The following is a 17,714-nucleotide window of genomic DNA, read 5'->3' as shown; positions in this document are numbered from 1 at the left end:
GCCCCACGTCCCCCGACTCCCTCATCTCGCCGTTCCTCATCTGTCCAACACCCGGCCCGGTTCCCCGGGCCCCGCTCAAGGAGAAGCCTCATGAGCTCCCCTGCTGGTTCCCCCACCATCGCCGAGAACATCAGGGCCCTGTCCCGGGCTCAGAAGTCCAAGGCCGGTGCCCCCCTCTACTCCCGCATCATCAACCGCCCCGCAGGCCGGGTCCTGGCCGCGATCGCCCACCGGCTGGGCGCGACCCCGGACCAGGTAACGGTCCTGTCGGCACTGTGCACCTACAGCGGCATCGCCCTCATCGCCCTGTGGCGTCCCACAGTCGTGTCCGCCGTCGCCACCGCCCTGCTGCTCATGTTCGGTTACGCCCTCGACGCCGCTGACGGACAGCTGGCGAGATTGCGAAACGGTGGTTCCAAAGCCGGTGAATGGCTCGATCACGTTGCCGACGTCATCAAGCTCTCGACAATTCACGGGTCCATTGCGATCTCACTGTTCCGTTTTACGGAATTACCGTCCCCGGTCCTGCTTATTCCGCTGGCTTTCGGAGCGGTTCAGAATATTCACTTCTTCAGTTACATCCTGACGTATCAGCTGCGTTATCACGGTGGGACGCCTTTGGCTAAGGACGAGTCCCGACCGGGCATTCTCAAGTCGGTTCTGTCGGCCCCCACGGACTACGGGCTCATGTGCTTCGTGCTCATGACCCGTTTCGCGCCCACGGTCTTCCTGTGGGTGTACGGCATCATGCTCCTGGGCTACGCGGGTTACGTGGCGCTGGCTCTGCCCAAGTGGTACCGCGACCTGCGCAACGACCTCCAGTAGGCCCTCGTCGTCGGCCCTCATCGGGCCTGGGGAGGCCGACCCGTGACGGGCTGCGGCGAACCGATCACCGGCACTCCCGCTGAGATCTCCCTCTATTCCCCCTCATATCTGTTAAGGAATCTTATGGCTCTGCTAACCGGACGCAAGGCGCTACTGGTCTATACGGGACGCAAGGACGGGTTGGGCAACCGTGTGCGTGCGCTGCTGTCCGCCCAGGAACTCGCTCGGGTCGAGGACCGCGACCTCTACTACGTGTGGAGCACCGACGAGTACTTCGGCCCCCGGATGGATGAGCTCTGGCGATTCGAAGGGGGCAGTGCCGTATCGCGCCTGACCTCCCGGGCGCTCCTGCCCGTGGCCCGGTACCGTCAGCCCAAGGGGGTCCGGATCACCTCCGATCTGCGCCGCCGCCACCTGTGGCAGATTCACTCCCACGGCCTGCCCGTCACCTGGGAGGACCCGGCCTGGAAGGGGGGCGCCGCGGAGGGGACGGCGCCCGCTGGGCCGCGCCCCTGGACCGAGCGGCTGCGCGAGCTGACCCCGGTTGACGAGATCGCCGATGAGGTCCGCTCCCTCTACGACGCCCACCTGCGGGGACGCCCCTACGTCGGCATCCAGGTACGCACCCACGCGGTCTCCCACGCTAAGACCATCGAGTCCTCACCGGTGGAGTGGTTCGCCAACCGGATGCGCCAGATCCGCGCCGACCACCCCGACGTCCCCTTCTTCCTGTCCTGCGACACCCCCGAGGCCCAGGAGCATCTGGCCGGGGAGTTCGACGGCTGCGTCTTCCTGACGGACAAAGGTGGTTACAACACCGTCAAAGGTGTGCGCTCGGGCCTGGTCGACCTTTACCTGCTGGCCAGCTCCCAGCACCTCATCGGGGCCTCCTTCTCCAGCTTCGTGGAGATGGCCGTCTTCCTGTGCGACGGCGTCGTCCCCTTCGAACGGCCCGACCAGCCCCTCGACGGCGAGTTCAGCCTCTCCCTGGGGCTGGCCGAGGACCCGCTGCGCCCCGCCCAGCGCTGACGCCGCCCCGCACCTCGATCAGCCGGCAGGACGCCTGCCGGCGGGGCCGGGCGGGAGGGGTGCTCCCGCCCGACCCGGTGGAGCGGGGGCCTCAGGGCCTGACGAGCTCGTCGATGATGCGGGTCATGGTGGCGCGGTACCCGGCCACGGAGAAGCGCTCGGCGGCCTCGCGCTCACCCTGCGCGGCGAGTCGGGCTGCCAGGTCTGGGTCGGCCGCCAGGGATCCCAGGGCGTCGGCCAGGGCCTGCGCGTCGTCGGCGGGCACGAGCAGGCCGGTGGCCGAATCGGTGACGACCTCGGCCAGCCCCTGGACCCGGGAGGCCACCAGCGGCCGGGCCGCGTGCATCGCCTCGATCGCCGTGTTCCCGAAGGGCTCGGCCCGGGAGGGCACGACGACGGCGTCGGCGGTCTCTAGCACCGGCCAGGTGGGGTGCACGTAACCCAGCAGCTCGACGTGCCCCTCCAGGTCCGGCCGACCGGCGCGCTCACGCAGCTCGGCCTCGTACCACTCGTAACCGGGGAAGACCGAGCCGCACACGCTTAAGGAGGCATCCACCCCCGAGCGGCGCAGCAGCCCGACGGCGTCGAGGGCCACGTCCACACCCTTGCGCGGGGACAGTCGCCCCACCATGGCGATCCGGAAGGAGTCCCCGGGCCGCCTGGAGCGCAGGGGCTCCATAGGCCGGTCCGGTCCGGCGACCCCGTTGTGGACCACCTCCGTGCGTGAGGCCAGTCGCGGCTGGGCGTCCAGGAGCGCGTCGCGGGCCGCCCCGGAGTTCGCCACGATCCGGGAGGCCGTCAGCAGTGGGGCGTTGAGTCCGGCGCGGATGATCCGGCGCTGGGTGTCCTCGGCCTCGTGCACGTGGGCCAGCACCGGGACGCCGGCCGCGCTCGCGGCCACTGGCCACCAGGGGATGGTCACCGTGTTGCTGAGAACCACGTCGGCGCGGCTGGCACGGATGACCGACCGCAGGCGGGCGATCTCCGGGGCGGCCTGAGCGGAGAGCCTCGCCAGGCCGGAGGGGCTGAGCAGGGCCTTGCGCAGGACCGTGAAGGGCATGACGGCCACGCGGGCGCCGGCGTTGCGCAGCACCGCCACCAGGGGGCCGTCCTGGGGCAGGGCTACGAGGACCTCGTGGCCGGTCTCGGTGAGTCCGTGAATGGTCTCCACCAGCTGCCAGTCCGAGCCGTACAGGTCGGGGGAGGGGTGGGCCACGAGGACTCGGGCGGCACCGGTGCGGGCGCCGGCCGCCCCGCCCCGGCTCACCAGCCCGCCTTCCCGGTGCGGCGTCCGGAGGGACGACGGCGGACCGGGCCCTCGAGCGCGAGGCGTCGGGCCAGGGCCTCATAGCCGGAGGCCACCTCGTCCCAGTCGTAGAGGGCCGCACGCTTGCGGGACTCCTCGCCGCGCGCGGTCTGGGCCTCCACGTCGGACTCGGCGGAGACGACCAGGGCGGCCACCTCGTTGGGCGTGGTCCAGTAGCGGCCGGCCTCGCCCAGGACCTCCCGGTTGAAGGAGACGTCGAAGGCGTCCACCGCGGCCCCGGCACCGATGGCGCGCAGCAGGGAGGGGTTCGTACCGCCCACGGAGTGGCCGTGGAAGTAGACCAGGGCGCCGGAGTAGAGGGCGTCGAGCAAATCCTGGTCCCACAGGCCGCCGAGCAGGCGGACCCGGCCGTCGGCCAGGGACTCGATGCGGGCGGTGTAGTCGTCGGCGTAGGGGGCCGATCCGACGACGACCAGGGGAAGCGTCGCCCCGGAGCGCACGTAGCCCTCCACGATGACGTCGACGTGGTTCTCCACCTCGAAGCGGGCCACCACCAGGTGGAAGCCCTTGGGGCTCAGGTCCAGCTCGGCCAGGCGCGAGGTGTCGGCGCTGATGCGGGGCGCCCCGTAGGCGAGAAGGTCGGTGGGGGCGTTGAACTCCTCGGTGTAGTAGTCGGCGATGCCCTGGGCGTCGGCGATGAGTGCGTCGGAGTAGCGCACGGCCAGGGCCTCGGCGGCGCGGTAGTAGCGCTTGCCGGTGGGGCCCCACTTTCCGCGACGCCACTCCAGGCCGTCGACGTGCGTGGCCACCGGAATGCGTGCGGCGCGCAGGGCCGGCAGGAAGGGGGAGTTGGCGGCGTTGAAGACGAAGGCCGCGTCCGGGTGGGTGCGGCGCAGCAGGTGGGCCACTGACAGGGCTGTGTGTGACAGGGTCTCCAGGCTGCGGTTCTTCACTGAGGGCAGCTCAACCAGTCGCATCCCCAGGTAGGTGTGGGGCAGCGGGGTGCCCGGCTCAGGGTTGCGGCAGTAGACGAGGACCTGGTGGCCGCGGTCGGCCAGGCGCCGGCCGACCTCCTCGATGGCGGTCTCGAAACCTCCGTAGCGGGCGGGGACGCCTCGCGTCCCGATCATGGCGATACGGAGCCTGTCCGGGTTCACAGCAGTCAACGGAGTCCTTTCGAAGGGCGGCGGGGCCGCTCAGGGATGGGAACCAAAGGTCCTCTTCGATGCGACTGCCAGTCACGGTGACGGCGGAGGATCATCGACGAGGCGGATGGGGAGGCAGTGATGATGGTGGTGATCATGGCGATGAGGCAACGGGCGAGGAGGTGGAGGCTTGGGCTCTTGCCCTTGAGGTCGCAGGTTCCCGCGGAGCGCCTACGAGCTCGTGGTACCGCGCCTGCCCGGTACACCCGGTCAGCAGTCTAGGGGCAGTCGACCGCGGGCATGTGCCGAAGGGAGCGTCACGTGAATATCTCCGGTGCACTGGAGCGTGGGCTCGGGGTGCCGCACTGGTGATGCGCCAGAACTATGGTGGAGGGATGGCGTCCGACTGGTCCACACCACCTGGGCGTGCGCTGAGCATTCCAGCCAAGAATCGGGTGTGGAACTGCGCGGCGGTTAATGAGAGTCTATCTGTGAGAAAAGTGGGTGGGGTGAACCCTGTCGCATGAGAAGTGATTGATTGCACAACAGGAGCTGGAACAAAGGCCCCTGGAGTCGTTATCAAAGCGTTATCGCTGTAATACTCTCGTGACCGGCGCCGGTCTTGCTGAGGCAGGGCCGTCCCGTCATACCGCGCCACTTACCCACGTTCCCTCACGTCTTAAGAACGGAGCACTCGTGCATCCTTTCCGTGCTGCCTCCAGTGTGGGGGCGGTCCTGACCGCCCTCCCCCTCGCCCTCGGTGCGCTCGTCGCCCCTACTGTTGCGCCCCCGGCCGCCGCCGCCCCGGGGCAGGTCGCTCTCGCCTCCCCGCAGCCTCTGCCCACTGCTCAGATGGACGGCATCGTTCTGGACCAGGCGGTGGTGGGCAATACCGTCTACGTCGTCGGAGAGTTCAAGAACGCCCGCCCGGCAGGGGCGGCCGCCGGCGAGAACGAGTCTCCTCGTTACAACGCCATGGCCTTCGACATCACGACCGGTGCGCTGCTGGACTGGGCCCCCAAGGTCAATGGCAAGATCAATGCGGTCGAGGCGTCGGCCGACGGCTCCACCATCTACCTCGGCGGCAACTTCACCTCGGTCAACGATGAGACCGTCTACCGGGTGGCGGCGGTGGACGCTGCAGGCAAGCGCAAGCCGCTGGGGGCCTCGGCCAACGGCGCGGTGATGGATCTGGAGCTCTCGCCCGACGGCTCCACCCTGTACCTGGGTGGTTCCTTCACCCAGATCAACTCCTCCGCGAGGCAGCGCGCCGGTGCTGTGGATCTCAAGACGAACAAGGTCACCAGCTTCGCCCCTCAGGTCGACGACTCCCTGGTTCGTTCCATCACGGTGGCCGCTGACAACTCCGCTGTGGCGATCGGCGGGTCCTTCACCTCGGTGGACGGATCGTCCGACGCCTATGGAATCGCCGTTCTGGAGAAGGATGGTTCGCTGCGGCACACCAACATCTCCAGCGTCATCCGCAACGCGGGCACGAACTCCGGCATCATGAGCCTCAAGTCGGACTCCCGAGGCCTTTACGGCACCGGATACTCCCAGGAGGGGACCTTCGAGGGGATGTTCCGCGCCAGCTGGACCACCGGGGACATCGACCTCATGGCCGACTGCCACGGCGACACCTATGACGTGCTGCCCACCAACGACGTCGTCTACATCGCCAGCCACACGCACGACTGCAGCAACATCGGTGGCTTCTCCGATGGGGAGCAGAGCGGTACCTACCATCACGCCGTCGGCTTCTCAAGCACGGCGACGGGCACCGTGCGCTCCAACACGGCTCGCGGCTACAGCGACTACTCGGGAATGCCCGCCCCCACGCAGTACAGCGGCTTCCTGCCCGGGTTCCAGATCGGCGAGTACAGCGGCCTGAGCCAGGCCGTGTGGACCGTTGAGGGCAACAGCCAGTACATCGTCTACGGCGGTGAGTTCCTCGCGGTCAACGGCACCAAGCAGCAGGGGCTCGTGCGCTTCGCCGCTAGTGGGGGCGACGCCAACGCCGCTGCGCCCGGTGACGAGGGTGGCAACGACAATGGCGACAACGGCAAGGACAACGGCGACAACGGCAAGGACAAGAAGAACAAGGATAAGAAGGACAAGAAGAACAAGAAGAAGAACAAGAAGAAGCAGGACGACTGGGACAACCAGGACGACTGGGACAACCAGGATGGCTGGGGCCAGGGCGGCTGGGGCCAGGATGGCTGGGGCCGGGGCGGCTGGGACAACCAGGACGATGAGTGGTGATGATGGCCATGAGAACCGTTCGGTCTGCGGACCTGCACGGCGTATCTCCTGAATCCTCCGGTTCTATCGGCAGTGGTGGTGTGCTTCCCGACTCAGTGATCGCTGAGGACGGTGCGGCGCGCGACGGAGGTCGTACGCTTCGGCACGTGTCACGAACTCGAATGCTGATCCTCCCCGCTGTCCTGGTGCTGGGTCTGGGGCTGGCCGCCTGCGGAGGCGGAAAGTCTCAGAGCACCGCCAGTCCCTCCGCTTCTACTGCAGCCTCTGCCAGTGGCTCGGCCTCCGCTCAGGCCGTCCCCTCGAACGTCGCCACCCCGACGGTCCAGACCGCGAAGCCGACGGCCGCGCCTGCGTCCCCCTCGGAGGATGTCTCCACTCCGGACGCCTCCTCGCTCGACCCCAAGGCCGTCGAGACCGGTGATCTGTCGAAGGATGAGTACCCCGAGGTGGGCCTGGACAAGTCCGTCCGCGTTGACGGGGACCTGGTGATCTCCCTGGGCCAGATGCAGGCGAAGGACTTCGCCAGTGGGCCCGGCGAGGTGGGGGGTGCTGGAGTCCTGGTTCCGGTGACGGTGACGAACAAGTCCAGCCAGGACCTGCCGCTGGCCAGCGTGCTGTCCACCACCGTCAACTACGGTGAGGGTGCTGGTACGCCCGCCAGCGAGATCGTCTCGGCCTCGGACGCGGTTCCTGCCACGCTCGCGGCCGGTCAGACGGTGACTGTCAATCGAGCCTTCGTCATTCCGGCGGAGGGGCGAGGAAACGTCAAGGTCGTCGTGGACCTGGGGGCGGGCCGTGGGGCCGCCACCTTCCGGGGGTCTGCCGGCTGATCCGGGGCGAGCCTTCCAGGGCTCGACCCCTCTTCGACGGGTCTGTTCCAGGCGCCGTCCGGTACTCATGAAAGTGAGTGTCGGACGGCGCCTTGGCGTGCGGGGTGATCCGCTCGGGCGGCTCGGCTCGGGGGTCTGTGTCGTTGCTTCGCTGTGACATGAGACGAGCCGGTGCCGAAGGCAACCTGAGTCGCGTCTATATAGAAGGCGGCACCAATGTCGGGTACTTATGAGTGTCCCGCAGTCCTTGAAACGCTTGGAGTGTGGCGGGATTTGAACGAAGGGTCAGTGTCTGGCGGATTTGTTCTGCTCTGTGGTGTGCACCAAAACGGGGGCGCGCAAGTTGTCGACGGTGTACGATGAGCGCGCCCGTCGACCTGTGCCGGGCGCGGAATACCAGCCATTCGTAAGGTTGCGTGTCCGTGATCTGAGTATGTTCTGAATGGAATACCTGTGAAGCTCCCCCGCCGACTCCTGAGCGGCCTGCTGGCCGCGGCTCTCGTTCCCCTCGGTGCCGTCACGCTCGCTCCGGCCTCCCCTGCCGCCGCGGACCCGGCCCCTGCCCCAGCCGGCGCCGCCGGTACTCCCAGCACCGTCTCCGCCGATGCCCTGCCCACCGCCCAGATCAATGGCATTGTCTGGGACCAGGTCGTGGTCGGCGACATCGTCTACGCCGTCGGGAAGTTCTCCGCGGTCAGGCCGGCAGGATCGCCGGCCGGCCAGAACGAGTCCCCGCGCGGCAACGCGATGGCCTACAACATCAACACCGGTGAGATCCTCAACTGGGCGCCCACCACCAACGGCACCATCAACTCCATCGCCGCCTCCGCCGACGGCCAGACCCTCTACCTGGGAGGGGAGTTCACCACGCTGAACAACCAGACCGCCTGGCGCGTCGGCGCGGTCAGGGCCTCCGACGGTCAGCGGGCCCCGCTGGGCGCCGCGGCCAACGGCAGTGTCAAGGCCCTGAGCGTCTCCCCCGACGGACAGACCCTCTACATCGGTGGCGCCTTCACCCAGATCAACTCCTCGGCCCGTCAGCGCGTCGCGGCGCTCAACCTGGGCAGCCAGCAGCTGACAAACTTCGCGCCGAAGATCGACAACTACTACGTGCGCAGCATCGTCGAGGCCGTGGACGGTTCGGCCGTGGCCATCGGCGGCGCCTTCGAGTCCGTCGGTGGCAGCGACAAGCCCGGGCACGGCATCGCCATCTTCGAGAAGGACGGCAGCCTGCGCAAGAACAACGCCTCCAGCGTGGTTCGCGGTGCCGGCGCCGAGGCCTCCGTCATGAGCGTCAAGGCCGACGAGCACGGCCTGTACGCGGCGAGCTACTCCCGACTGGGCACCTTCGAGGGCGTCATGCGCCTGAACTGGGTCACCGGCGACATCGACTACATGGCCGACTGCCACGGCGACTCCTATGACGTCCTGCCCGCCGGCGACGTCGTCTACGCCGCCAGCCACTCCCACGACTGCTCCAACATCGGTGGCTTCCCGGACGTCTCGTATCACTACCACAACGCGGTGGCCTATACGAATGCCGCCACCGGAACGGTGGAGGAGAACCACGGCGCGGGCTACAAGAACTACGCCGGCCAGAACGCCACCACGAACCTCAACTTCTACCCCGACTTCACGCCGGGCAAGATCTCCGGCGCCATCCAGGCGACCTGGACCGTTGAGGGCAACGACAAGTACGTCGTCTACGGCGGCGAGTTCCTGGCCGTCAATGGCACCGCCCAGCAGGGACTGGTGCGCTTCGCCCGCCGCGACATCGCCCCGAACAAGCAGGGGCCCATGGACAAGGGCGGTGCCTTCAAGGTCTCCGGCAGCTCGCCGCGCGCCGGGGTCGTCTCCCTGTCCTTCAAGGCCAACTGGGACCGGGACGACAAGACCCTGACCTACAACGTCTACCGTGACGCCATGAACGGTCAGCCGGTCACCAGTCAGACCGCGACCGCCGGCTTCTGGGAGCGCCCCGATCTGAGCGCCACCGACGTCGTCGAGCCTGGAAGCACGCACCGCTACCGGGTCCAGGTAACCGACCAGTGGGGGGCCTCCACGGTCTCGGACTGGGTGACGGTCAAGGCCGCTGAGGGCCAGGGCCTGAGCAAGTACGGCGCCCGTGTCCTGGCCGACGGCGCCGCCCACTACTGGTCCTTCGACGAGACCAGCGGCGACAAGGCCGAGGACTTCGTGGCCCAGCGCAACCTGACGATTCGCGGCAAGGCCTACAAGCGCGGAGCCGGGTCCGTCCTGGGCTCGGGCGCCTCGCTCGGCCTGACCTCGGACAGCGCCAACAAGTCGCACGCCGCGACGCGCGTCGCCTCCCAGGCCCCCACCGCCTTCTCCATGGAGGCCTGGGTCCGCACGACCTCGACCTCGGGCGGCGAGATCATGGGCTACGGCTCCTCCGCGGCCAACCAGTCGTGGAGCCGTGACCGCATGGTGTACATGCGCAATGACGGCACGCTCAGCTTTATGCTCTACCCGGGCAAGCTGACCACCATCACCACTCCCAAGAGCTACAACGACGGGCAGTGGCACCACATCGTGGCCTCCTTGAGCCCGACCGCCGGCGCCATGCTCTACGTGGATGGCAACCTCGCCGCCTTCGACGGCGCCATGACTGCGGGGCAGAGCTACTCCGGTTACTGGCGCATCGGCGGGGACGCCCTCAGCGGTGTCAACGGCCAGCCCTCCAACACCAACATCCAGGCCGACATCGACGAGGCCGCCGTCTACAGCACCCCGCTGTCGGCGCGCCAGATCGGTGAGCACTACACCGCCGCCACCGGCAAGCAGGTCGAGCCGGACAAGGGCGACGACAAGGGCAAGGACAACGCCGGCAAGGACAACGCCGGCAAGGACAAGGACAACGGCAAGGACAAGGGCAAGCAGCCCGAGGGCAAGGCCCTGCTGGACGACACCTTCGAGCGCAGTGTGAACGGCGGCTGGGGCAAGGCCCAGGCCGGCGGTGAGTGGAAGACCACCTGGAACGCCGCGGCATTCTCCGTCGACGGCACCAGCGGCCGGATCGCCATGGCCGGTCCGCGCTCCTCGGCCTCCATCATCTCCGACCCGGTCAAGTCGACCTCCACCGACGCCGTCGTGGACTTCTCCCTGGACGCGGTGCCCACTGGAAACGGAGCCTTCATCTCCTACGCCGCCCGCACCACCAAGGCCGGCCAGTACCAGGCCACGGTCCGCATCGGCAGCACCGGCAACCCGGTGGTCACGGTCTCGCGCGTGGTCAAGGGCAAGGAGACCTCCCTGGGCTCCTACGTGATGAAGCAGCCCTACACGGCCGGTCAGCCGCTCCACCTGCGCATGGTGGTTGACGGCGCGGAGTCGACCAACATCCAGACCAAGCTCTGGGCCGGAGACGCCGAGCCCGCCGAGTGGGGGATCGAGGCCGTCGACAACGACAAGACCCTCAACGAGGCCGGAACCGTCGGGCTGACCACCTACATGTCCGGTTCGGCCGGACCGGAGACCGTCACCCTGTCAGTCGACAAGGTCACCATCAAGCAGCACTGACGCCGTCGAGCGCAGCGCGCATACGGGGCGGGCCGGGAAGAGCTGATCTTCCCGGCCCGCCCCGTTCTGCTCGCGTGCCTCGAGTGGGTGTCGCCGAGGTGCGATACCGCTCGTGTCATACCAAAAACTGGTAGGTTAAGGGCATGTCGGTGAACACCTCCGTCAGCCTCGATGACCACTTCGTCGGATTCATCGCGAGCCAAGTCGGGTCCGGACGGTACCGGTCCGCGAGCGAGGTCATCCGCGCCGGCCTGCGCCTTCTGGAGGACCGGGAGACAGAGATGTCGGCGCTGTGCGAGGCGCTCGCATCCGGTGAGGCGAGCGGACAGGCGGAGCCCTTCGACTTCGACGCCTTCATCGCCGCCAAGTCGGCAAGGACGTCGTGAGCACCTACCGTCTGACCCCGGCTGCGCGCCGCGATCTGTCACGTATCTGGGACTACAGCGAAGAGCGCTGGGGGCTGCAGCAGGCCGAGGTCTATCTGCGTGATCTTCAGACGTGTCTGGAAAGACTCGCAGACGATCCTTGTCGAGAGCATCCCAGAGACAGCACACCAGAGACGAGGTACGTCCCGGCTACCGAAGCCGCGCCGTCGGAAGCCATGTCGTCTTCTACGTCATCAGTGATGGTGGCGTTGACGTGATCCGTGTGCTCCACCAACGCATGGACCCCGACAGGCACGTGTAGCCCTGTCGGTCAGACGGTCACTCCCCGACATGTCACACGCAGGCAACACGGGGCGTCCCTAGGATCATCCTTGTAGTGAGAACCCACTAGGAGGAACCATGCTCAGGGTAGCGATCAACGGATACGGCAACCTCGGCCGCGGTGTCGAGCAGGCCATCACCAAGAACGCGGACATGGAGGTCGCCGTCGTCTTCACCCGGCGCGACCCGGCCACCGTCACCACCCAGGGGGCGCCCGTCGCCCACGTCGACGACATGGCCGCCTGGGCCGACAAGGTCGATGTCTGCCTGAACTGCGGAGGCTCGGCCACCGACCTGATCGAGCAGACCCCGGCCGCCGCCACCCTGTTCAACACGGTCGACTCCTTCGACACCCACGCCCGCATCCCCGAGCACTTCGCCGCCGTCGACGCCGCCGCCAAGGCCTCCGGCCACGTCGCCCTGATCTCCGCCGGCTGGGACCCGGGCCTGTTCTCCATGCTGCGGGTCCTGGGCGAGGCCGTCCTGCCCGACGGCGCCACCACCACCTTCTGGGGGCCCGGCGTCTCCCAGGGGCACTCCGACGCCCTGCGCCGCATCGAGGGCGTCGTCGACGCCAAGCAGTACACCCGCCCGGTGGAGGCCACCGTCGCCGCCGTCAAGGCCGGTGACGACGTCGAGCTGACCACCCGCTCCATGCACACGCGCGACTGCTACGTGGTGGCCGAGGAGGGAGCCGACCTGGCCCGCATCGAGCGGGAGATCGTGGAGATGCCCAACTACTTCGCCGACTACGACACCACCGTCACCTTCATCACCGCCGAGGAGCTGGCCGCCGAGCACGCCGGGATCCCGCACGGCGGCTCCGTCATCCGTCGCGGGCACACCTCCGAGGGCGTGGCCGAGACCGTGAGCTTCGAGCTCCAGCTCGACTCCAACCCGGAGTTCACCGGCTCGGTCCTGGTCGCCACGGCACGAGCGGTGGCCAGGCTGGCCGCCCGCGGTGAGACCGGTGCGCGCACCGTCTTCGACGTGACGCTCGCCGACCTGTCCCCGACGAGCCCCGAGGAGCTGCGCGCCCACTACCTGTGAGGCGGGCGGACAGCCCGAGGCGTCCCGCCGCCGGCACCGCGCCGGTGGCGGGACGCCTCGCCTCCGGCTGAGTCAGTCGCGGATGAGGGGGACGTCGACGTCGGGCAGCTCGCCGCGGCGGGCGGCACGCAGGAGCCTCATCCCGTCACGGGTGGCCTGCGCCGCCGTGATGAGCGGGCGGCGAGTGCTCAGCAGCTGGCGCCTGCCGCCGCGCAGGACGATCTCGCGGGCGGCCCGGCCCGCCGTGGCCACCCACCGGCGCTGTGTGGCCCGATCCAGGTGCAGCCCCGCGTACAGCAGCCGGTTGCGCACGTTGTAGTAGTAGTAGATGTCCGACTTGGCACGGTCGGACTGGTCGTCCTCGGAGTGGGTGCCGCCCTCATCGTGGACGGCCACGGCGTCGCGCACCAGGGCCAGGCTGCCCCCGGCCGCCAGCACCCGGGCCGAGAAGTCCACGTCCTCCCAGTACAGGAAGTAGCGCGCGTCCAGGCCGCCGGCAGCCTCGAACAGGTCCGCCGACAGCGCCAGGCAGGCCCCCGAGAGCCACGGCTGGGTGCCGCCGGGGGGAATCGGGCGCGGTGAGCGGCGCGAGCGCATCGAGCCGTCGGCCAGGCACACGACGATCCCGTCGGAGACGATGCGGCCACTGGAGTCCTTGAGCACCGGCGCCACCAGGGCGAGCCGGTCCGCGTGTGCCCTGGCCGCCAGGCGGATGAGGTCGGCCCGGGCGATGACGGCGTCGGGATTGAGCAGGACCAGCAGGTCGGCGCCGAGCTCGCGCGCCCGGGCCACCCCCAGGTTCATGCCGCCGCCGAAGCCGGTGTTCGTCTCCGGCAGGACCGCCTCCCAGCCCCGCGAGGAGGCCAGCGCCACCAGCTCCTCGCGGGCGGCGGGCGTGGAGTAGTTGTCGACGACGATGATGCGGGCCTCGGGGGATTCCTCGGCCACACGCGCCAGCGTGCGCTCCAGCAGCGCCGCCGAGTCGTAGCTGACGACGATGACCGCCGTGCGTGAGAGCAGCTCGCCGCCGGAGAGAGCCTCGGAGGCCTCGGTGATCTCAATGGCCTGGGCGGGGGCGCCGGTGGCGGGACCGATCGGATCGGCGGCCTCGGGGGTCTCGGCGCCCTGGGCGGGGTCAGGGGTGGAGGTCATCGGAGCAGGAGCCTTCCGGGTGCGGGGCGACGTCGTGGCTCGGGTGCTCCCACCGTGGGGCGCACCCGCTTCGTGATAGTACCGTTAGACCCTGATATCAGGCCGCGATCCGCCGGCAGGCGGGAGGAAGGACGGGGCTGGACGTGCACCTGACCATCGCGATGCTCACCTACCGCCGCAACGACTACCTCGCGCAGGTGATCCCCGAGCTGCTGGCGCAGGCCGACGACGTCTGTGACGCGCAGACGACGGCAAGCGTGCTCATTGTGGACAACGACCCGCAGGCCGGGGCGAGGGCCGTCGTCGAGGCCGCCCGGGCGGCGCTGGCCGGCGGGCAGTTGGAGGCGGCGGAATCGTCCGGGCAGGCAGGGCCCTCCGGGTCAGCTGACTCGGACGCGGTGGCGGCGTCGCGGCTGGTCTACGTTCACGAGCCCGAGCCGGGCATCGTGGCCGGCCGCAACCGGGCCCTGAGCCAGGCCCACGGCTCTGACGCCCTCATCTTCATCGACGACGACGAGATCCCCTCACCGGGCTGGCTCAAGGCCCTCGTGAGCACCTGGCGCGCCCAGGGCTGCGCCGCCGTCACCGGCCCCACCCCGCCGACCTTCGAGGTCGCCCCCTCAGCGTGGGTGGTCGCTTCAGGTGCCTTCGATTCCTGGGAGGCCGCCGACGGCGCCCAGGTCCGCAGTGCCGACACCGGCAACCTGCTCCTGGACCTGGCCGTCGTCGAAAACCTGGGGCTGCGTTTCGACCCGCGCTACGGGCTCACCGGTGGCGAGGACTCCCTGTTCACCCGCCAGCTCACCCGCGCCGGCGGCGTCATCCGCTTCGCGGCCGGGGCGGTGGTCACCAAGCGCGTGCCCGCGGCCCGCGCCCGGCGCACCTGGGTGCTGGAGCGTTCCCTGCGTTCGGGCTCGTCCTGGGCCCGGGTGCGCATCGACACGGCCGGGCCCGCCGACGGCGGTGCCTCCGGCAGGCTCGCGCGCCTCAGGCTGCGCCTGGGCTACGGCGCCAAGGGACTGGCCAAGGCCGGAATCGACGGGGCGCGCGCCGGCGTGGCCCGCATCCGCGGTGACGTGCCCGCCCAGGCCCGCTACGAGGTCTCCTCGCGCGGGGGACTGGGCATGGTCGTGGGCGCTCTGGGCGTCCACGTGCGCGAGTACGGACGCCCCCGGCGCCGGAGGAGCACAGCACGCCCCGGCAGGAGGAACGCATGAACCGGCTGACGATCGCCATCCCCACCTTCCGTCGCCCGCAGGACCTCAAGCGGGCCGTCCGTGGGGTTCTGGAGCAGGCCGGGGAGCTGGTCGGCGGCTCGAGCGTCGAGGCCCGGGAATCCGAGGGTGATGCCACGGGTGCGGCCGACGGGGACGGGGGAACCGGGAGGGGCGTGAGCGACGTCGAGGTCCTCGTCATCGACAACGACGCCCAGAGCACCGGGCGCGAGGCCGCCCTCGCCGCAGCAGCCGACGCCGGGGTACCGGTGCGTTCCTCAGCGGAGGCGCCGGAGGAGCCCGGGGGCGTGGGCCTGCGCTATGTCGTCGAGGAGAGGCCCGGGGTGGCGGCGGTGCGCAACCGTGCCCTGGATGAGACCGGCGGGCGTGACCTGCTCGTCTTCATCGACGACGACGAGGAGCCCGAGCCCGGCTGGCTCGCCGCCCTCGTCGGGCTGTGGGCCTCGACCGGCTGCCAGGCGGTGGCCGGACCCGTCATCCCCGTCTACGAGGTCGAGCCCGAGACGTGGGTGCGTCAGGGCGAGTTCTTCGTGCGCAGGACCTGGCCCACTGGCACGGTCCGCCCGGTGGCGGCCTCCAACTGCCTGCTGCTGGACCTGGGTTTCGTGCGCCGGGCCGGGCTGCGCTTCGATGAGGCCTTCGGCGCCACCGGGGGAGAGGACACGCTCTTCACCCGCCGGCTGAGCGCTGCCGGCGGCGTCATCCGCTGGTGCGATGAGGCGCGCGTGCGCGACCACGTGCCGGCCTCGCGCCTCACTCGTCCTTGGATTCTGCGGCGACAGCGCTCCCACGCCGCCACCTCGGTGCGCGTGGAGCTGGCCCTGGCCGGTGGTGGGGCTCAGCCGGCCATCCGGGCTCGGGCCGCTGCCGGTGGCCTGGTGCGCATCGTCGTCGGCGGCCTGCGAACCGCCGGTGGAACCCTCATCAGGAGTCCTCAGCATGCGGCTAAGGGGGCTCGGCTGCTGGCCCGGGGCCGCGGCATCCTGGCGGCCAGCGTCGGAGGCGGCGTCCACCGCGAGTACGACCACTGAAGGCCGGGGCCCGAGCTCGGCGCGGTGCTGGCTGAAGGGCCCACATCGGGCAGCACCAAAGGCTCGACCTTCGTTTCCCGGACGATCCGCTCCAGCCATCCTTCGAGCACCAACTCTTGGGCGACTTCGGCCGGGATGTGCACGGTGGGCGTCAGGCGGTAGATGGTTCCAGTCTGGTCAACAAGCCGGGCGTCGGACTTAATCGTCTTTGATGCTTGCTGTGGTTGAGGAAAAGGTCAAGGCAGATATCAACGCCGCAAAGCCAATACCAACTCCGCCGAGCACAAAAACGAAAGGCGTTGAAGTAAGATCGGCGACCACGCCTCCCAGGGCCAGGCCCACCGTCGTGCCGAGGCTGACAACCGTACCGATGACCGCATAGACCCTGCCGAGGAAGCGTCGATCGATCGTCAACTGTATCTGAGCTGCCAGCGCGCCGCTCAGCAGCACCAGCGGGATTCCTTGAACGAAGAAGGCCACCGCAGCGACCCAGAAACTGGGCCAGATTCCCGGAACAGCAAGAGTCAGTGCGTAGACTCCAAGAGCCAGGACGGTCACCCAACGAACGCTCACTGTGTCGGGGGTTACTAGCAGTGCAAGTCCACCGACCAGTGCGCCGACGGACGTGATGGCTAGCAGAAGGCCGTAGGTGTCGCCGCCACCTTCCAACGCCTCTATGACGTAAACGACGAGAATAGACTCCGGCATCCAACCGAAGAGGTTCCAGATCCCGAATACCGCCACAATGTTGCGCGCGAAAGGATTTCGCCAAGTCACAACAAGGCCGTCCCGCAATTCCTTCATGAAGGTGCGCGTGCGAGTCTCAATAGTTGCGGCCTTCGGTTGGTTGTTAACTTTCGCTGCGCATTCTTCCCGCGCGTTCTCCTGCCTGCTCTCGTCGTGTTGTCCCTCGGCTGACGACTGGTCGGGCATCAGTACGTGTGAGCGCTGAAGAGAGTGTAGTGCGAGCGCAATGATGAGCAATATTCCCGCACTCAAAGTAAATGGCGTTGTCGTGGACCATCCTACCAAGGTGGCGCCAACAAACGGCCCGATAGCTCCGTTGCCAAGCTCTTGCACCCACCGAACGGTGGCATTTGATTTCAGATATTCGTTAGGTTCTGTTAAATCCGGGACAATCAGTACTGACGCTGCGTCATAGAATTCTTCTAACGTGCCGAAGAATAAGGCGAATGCACAGAGCAGCAGGATTGACCCGGCGCCAAGGTGGAGCGCCACGGCGAGCCCCGCTAGAATGAGTGCGCGGGCTAGGTTGACCAGGTACAGGGTGCGCAACTTGCTCCATCGATCGAGCATGACGCCGATCGGTATGGAGAGGAACGCCTTAGGTAACGTTGCTACGGTGGCAACTAGTGCGACCTCCAGCGCCGAGTCGGCATATGCGGTGGTCAGCACGGCGAAGGCAGCGACTCGGATCCCGTCGACGATGTTCGACCCCAGAGACACTGCGGCGAGCCGCACAATCGGCCCGCGTACTAAGGTTCGTGCGCTCATGAGACTAATTCCTTGCGTATTCAAATACCTGGTACTGCCCGTCCATCCATACAGCGATAGAATTTGGTAGGTCCGGCATGTTCCGGACCGACGCATCGGCATCCTTGAGGTGTCCTCCTTGGAACA

The 17,714-nt window shown here is 68.4% G+C and carries 14 protein-coding genes and 1 pseudogene; 11 read left to right on the top strand and 4 right to left on the bottom strand.

Annotated elements, in window-relative coordinates; translation table 11 throughout:
- The first annotated feature begins 90 nt into the window (after nt 1-90).
- Both HMPREF9058_RS11835 and HMPREF9058_RS11830 read left to right on the top strand, forming a co-directional pair.
- A complete protein-coding gene (locus tag HMPREF9058_RS11835) occupies nt 91-825 on the top strand; it encodes a CDP-alcohol phosphatidyltransferase family protein (protein WP_009407614.1) in 735 nt (244 codons plus the stop codon).
- A gap of 123 nt (nt 826-948) precedes the next feature.
- Nucleotides 949-1,854, top strand: coding sequence for a NodZ family protein (locus tag HMPREF9058_RS11830; RefSeq protein WP_009407777.1), 906 nt, complete (start codon nt 949-951; stop codon nt 1,852-1,854).
- A gap of 91 nt (nt 1,855-1,945) precedes the next feature.
- On the opposite strand, the gene HMPREF9058_RS11825 is transcribed toward HMPREF9058_RS11830, so the two are convergent.
- Together HMPREF9058_RS11825 and HMPREF9058_RS11820 are read right to left on the bottom strand one after the other, a co-directional pair.
- On the bottom strand, nt 1,946-3,121 hold the full coding sequence (locus tag HMPREF9058_RS11825; RefSeq protein ID WP_009407654.1) for a glycosyltransferase family 4 protein: 1,176 nt from the start codon (nt 3,119-3,121) through the stop codon (nt 1,946-1,948).
- Nucleotides 3,118-4,287 carry a DUF1972 domain-containing protein gene (locus HMPREF9058_RS11820; RefSeq protein ID WP_043538388.1) on the bottom strand — a complete coding sequence of 390 codons (1,170 nt, stop codon included), beginning with the start codon at nt 4,285-4,287 and terminating at the stop codon, nt 3,118-3,120. The genes HMPREF9058_RS11825 and HMPREF9058_RS11820 overlap by 4 nt, the downstream gene beginning before the upstream one ends.
- A gap of 675 nt (nt 4,288-4,962) precedes the next feature.
- On the opposite strand from HMPREF9058_RS11820, the gene HMPREF9058_RS11815 reads away from it, so the two are divergent.
- From HMPREF9058_RS11815 to HMPREF9058_RS11795, 7 genes and pseudogenes are all read left to right on the top strand, one after another.
- A complete protein-coding gene (locus HMPREF9058_RS11815; protein WP_009407534.1) occupies nt 4,963-6,528 on the top strand; it encodes a hypothetical protein in 1,566 nt (521 codons plus the stop codon).
- A gap of 146 nt (nt 6,529-6,674) precedes the next feature.
- A complete protein-coding gene (locus HMPREF9058_RS11810; protein WP_254654154.1) occupies nt 6,675-7,358 on the top strand; it encodes a hypothetical protein in 684 nt (227 codons plus the stop codon).
- Between the two features lie 453 nt (nt 7,359-7,811).
- Nucleotides 7,812-10,898 (top strand): LamG domain-containing protein, encoded by a 3,087-nt coding sequence (locus HMPREF9058_RS11805; RefSeq protein ID WP_009407756.1) that lies wholly within the window; start codon nt 7,812-7,814, stop codon nt 10,896-10,898.
- A 143-nt stretch (nt 10,899-11,041) separates the two neighbouring features.
- Nucleotides 11,042-11,284, top strand: coding sequence for a type II toxin-antitoxin system ParD family antitoxin (locus tag HMPREF9058_RS11800; protein ID WP_009407625.1), 243 nt, complete (start codon nt 11,042-11,044; stop codon nt 11,282-11,284).
- Nucleotides 11,281-11,388, top strand: a pseudogene (locus HMPREF9058_RS14040) (type II toxin-antitoxin system RelE/ParE family toxin); the annotation flags it as partial. The gene HMPREF9058_RS11800 and the pseudogene HMPREF9058_RS14040, both read left to right, overlap by 4 nt.
- A gap of 8 nt (nt 11,389-11,396) precedes the next feature.
- Nucleotides 11,397-11,585 (top strand): type II toxin-antitoxin system RelE/ParE family toxin, encoded by a 189-nt coding sequence (locus HMPREF9058_RS14035; RefSeq protein WP_368072138.1) that lies wholly within the window; start codon nt 11,397-11,399, stop codon nt 11,583-11,585.
- Nucleotides 11,586-11,683: 98 nt separating this feature from the next.
- Nucleotides 11,684-12,655, top strand: a complete 972-nt coding sequence (locus HMPREF9058_RS11795; RefSeq protein WP_009407620.1) for a diaminopimelate dehydrogenase — start codon at nt 11,684-11,686, stop codon at nt 12,653-12,655.
- A 72-nt stretch (nt 12,656-12,727) separates the two neighbouring features.
- On the opposite strand, the gene HMPREF9058_RS11790 is transcribed toward HMPREF9058_RS11795, so the two are convergent.
- Nucleotides 12,728-13,807: a glycosyltransferase family 2 protein gene (locus tag HMPREF9058_RS11790; protein WP_009407577.1), complete on the bottom strand. Its 1,080-nt coding sequence runs from the start codon at nt 13,805-13,807 to the stop codon at nt 12,728-12,730.
- Nucleotides 13,808-13,950: 143 nt separating this feature from the next.
- On the opposite strand from HMPREF9058_RS11790, the gene HMPREF9058_RS11785 reads away from it, so the two are divergent.
- Both HMPREF9058_RS11785 and HMPREF9058_RS11780 read left to right on the top strand, forming a co-directional pair.
- Complete coding sequence (locus tag HMPREF9058_RS11785) at nt 13,951-15,024, top strand: glycosyltransferase family 2 protein (RefSeq protein ID WP_009407684.1); 1,074 nt, start codon at nt 13,951-13,953, stop codon at nt 15,022-15,024.
- Nucleotides 15,021-16,073 (top strand): glycosyltransferase family 2 protein, encoded by a 1,053-nt coding sequence (locus HMPREF9058_RS11780; protein ID WP_009407712.1) that lies wholly within the window; start codon nt 15,021-15,023, stop codon nt 16,071-16,073. The genes HMPREF9058_RS11785 and HMPREF9058_RS11780 overlap by 4 nt, the downstream gene beginning before the upstream one ends.
- 198 nt (nt 16,074-16,271) lie before the next feature.
- On the opposite strand, the gene HMPREF9058_RS11775 is transcribed toward HMPREF9058_RS11780, so the two are convergent.
- Nucleotides 16,272-17,588 carry an MFS transporter gene (locus HMPREF9058_RS11775; protein WP_254654153.1) on the bottom strand — a complete coding sequence of 439 codons (1,317 nt, stop codon included), beginning with the start codon at nt 17,586-17,588 and terminating at the stop codon, nt 16,272-16,274.
- Nucleotides 17,589-17,714 lie beyond the last annotated feature (126 nt).

The sequence above is a fragment of the Actinomyces sp. oral taxon 175 str. F0384 genome (genome assembly GCF_000223355.1).
GTDB lineage: Bacteria > Actinomycetota > Actinomycetes > Actinomycetales > Actinomycetaceae > Actinomyces > Actinomyces oris.
This window is presented reverse-complemented; position numbering and strand designations above follow the sequence as displayed.

Excerpts from the sequence above, each read along its gene's own strand:
- HMPREF9058_RS11835 (WP_009407614.1), top strand. The coding sequence starts at position 91 with ATGAGCTCCCCTGCTGGTTCCCCCACCATCGCCGAGAACATCAGGGCC.
- HMPREF9058_RS11775 (WP_254654153.1), bottom strand. The coding sequence starts at position 17,588 with ATGAGCGCACGAACCTTAGTACGCGGGCCGATTGTGCGGCTCGCCGCA.
- HMPREF9058_RS11795 (WP_009407620.1), top strand. The coding sequence starts at position 11,684 with ATGCTCAGGGTAGCGATCAACGGATACGGCAACCTCGGCCGCGGTGTC.
- HMPREF9058_RS11800 (WP_009407625.1), top strand. The coding sequence starts at position 11,042 with ATGTCGGTGAACACCTCCGTCAGCCTCGATGACCACTTCGTCGGATTC.
- HMPREF9058_RS11790 (WP_009407577.1), bottom strand. The coding sequence starts at position 13,807 with ATGACCTCCACCCCTGACCCCGCCCAGGGCGCCGAGACCCCCGAGGCC.
- HMPREF9058_RS11830 (WP_009407777.1), top strand. The coding sequence starts at position 949 with ATGGCTCTGCTAACCGGACGCAAGGCGCTACTGGTCTATACGGGACGC.
- HMPREF9058_RS11780 (WP_009407712.1), top strand. The coding sequence starts at position 15,021 with ATGAACCGGCTGACGATCGCCATCCCCACCTTCCGTCGCCCGCAGGAC.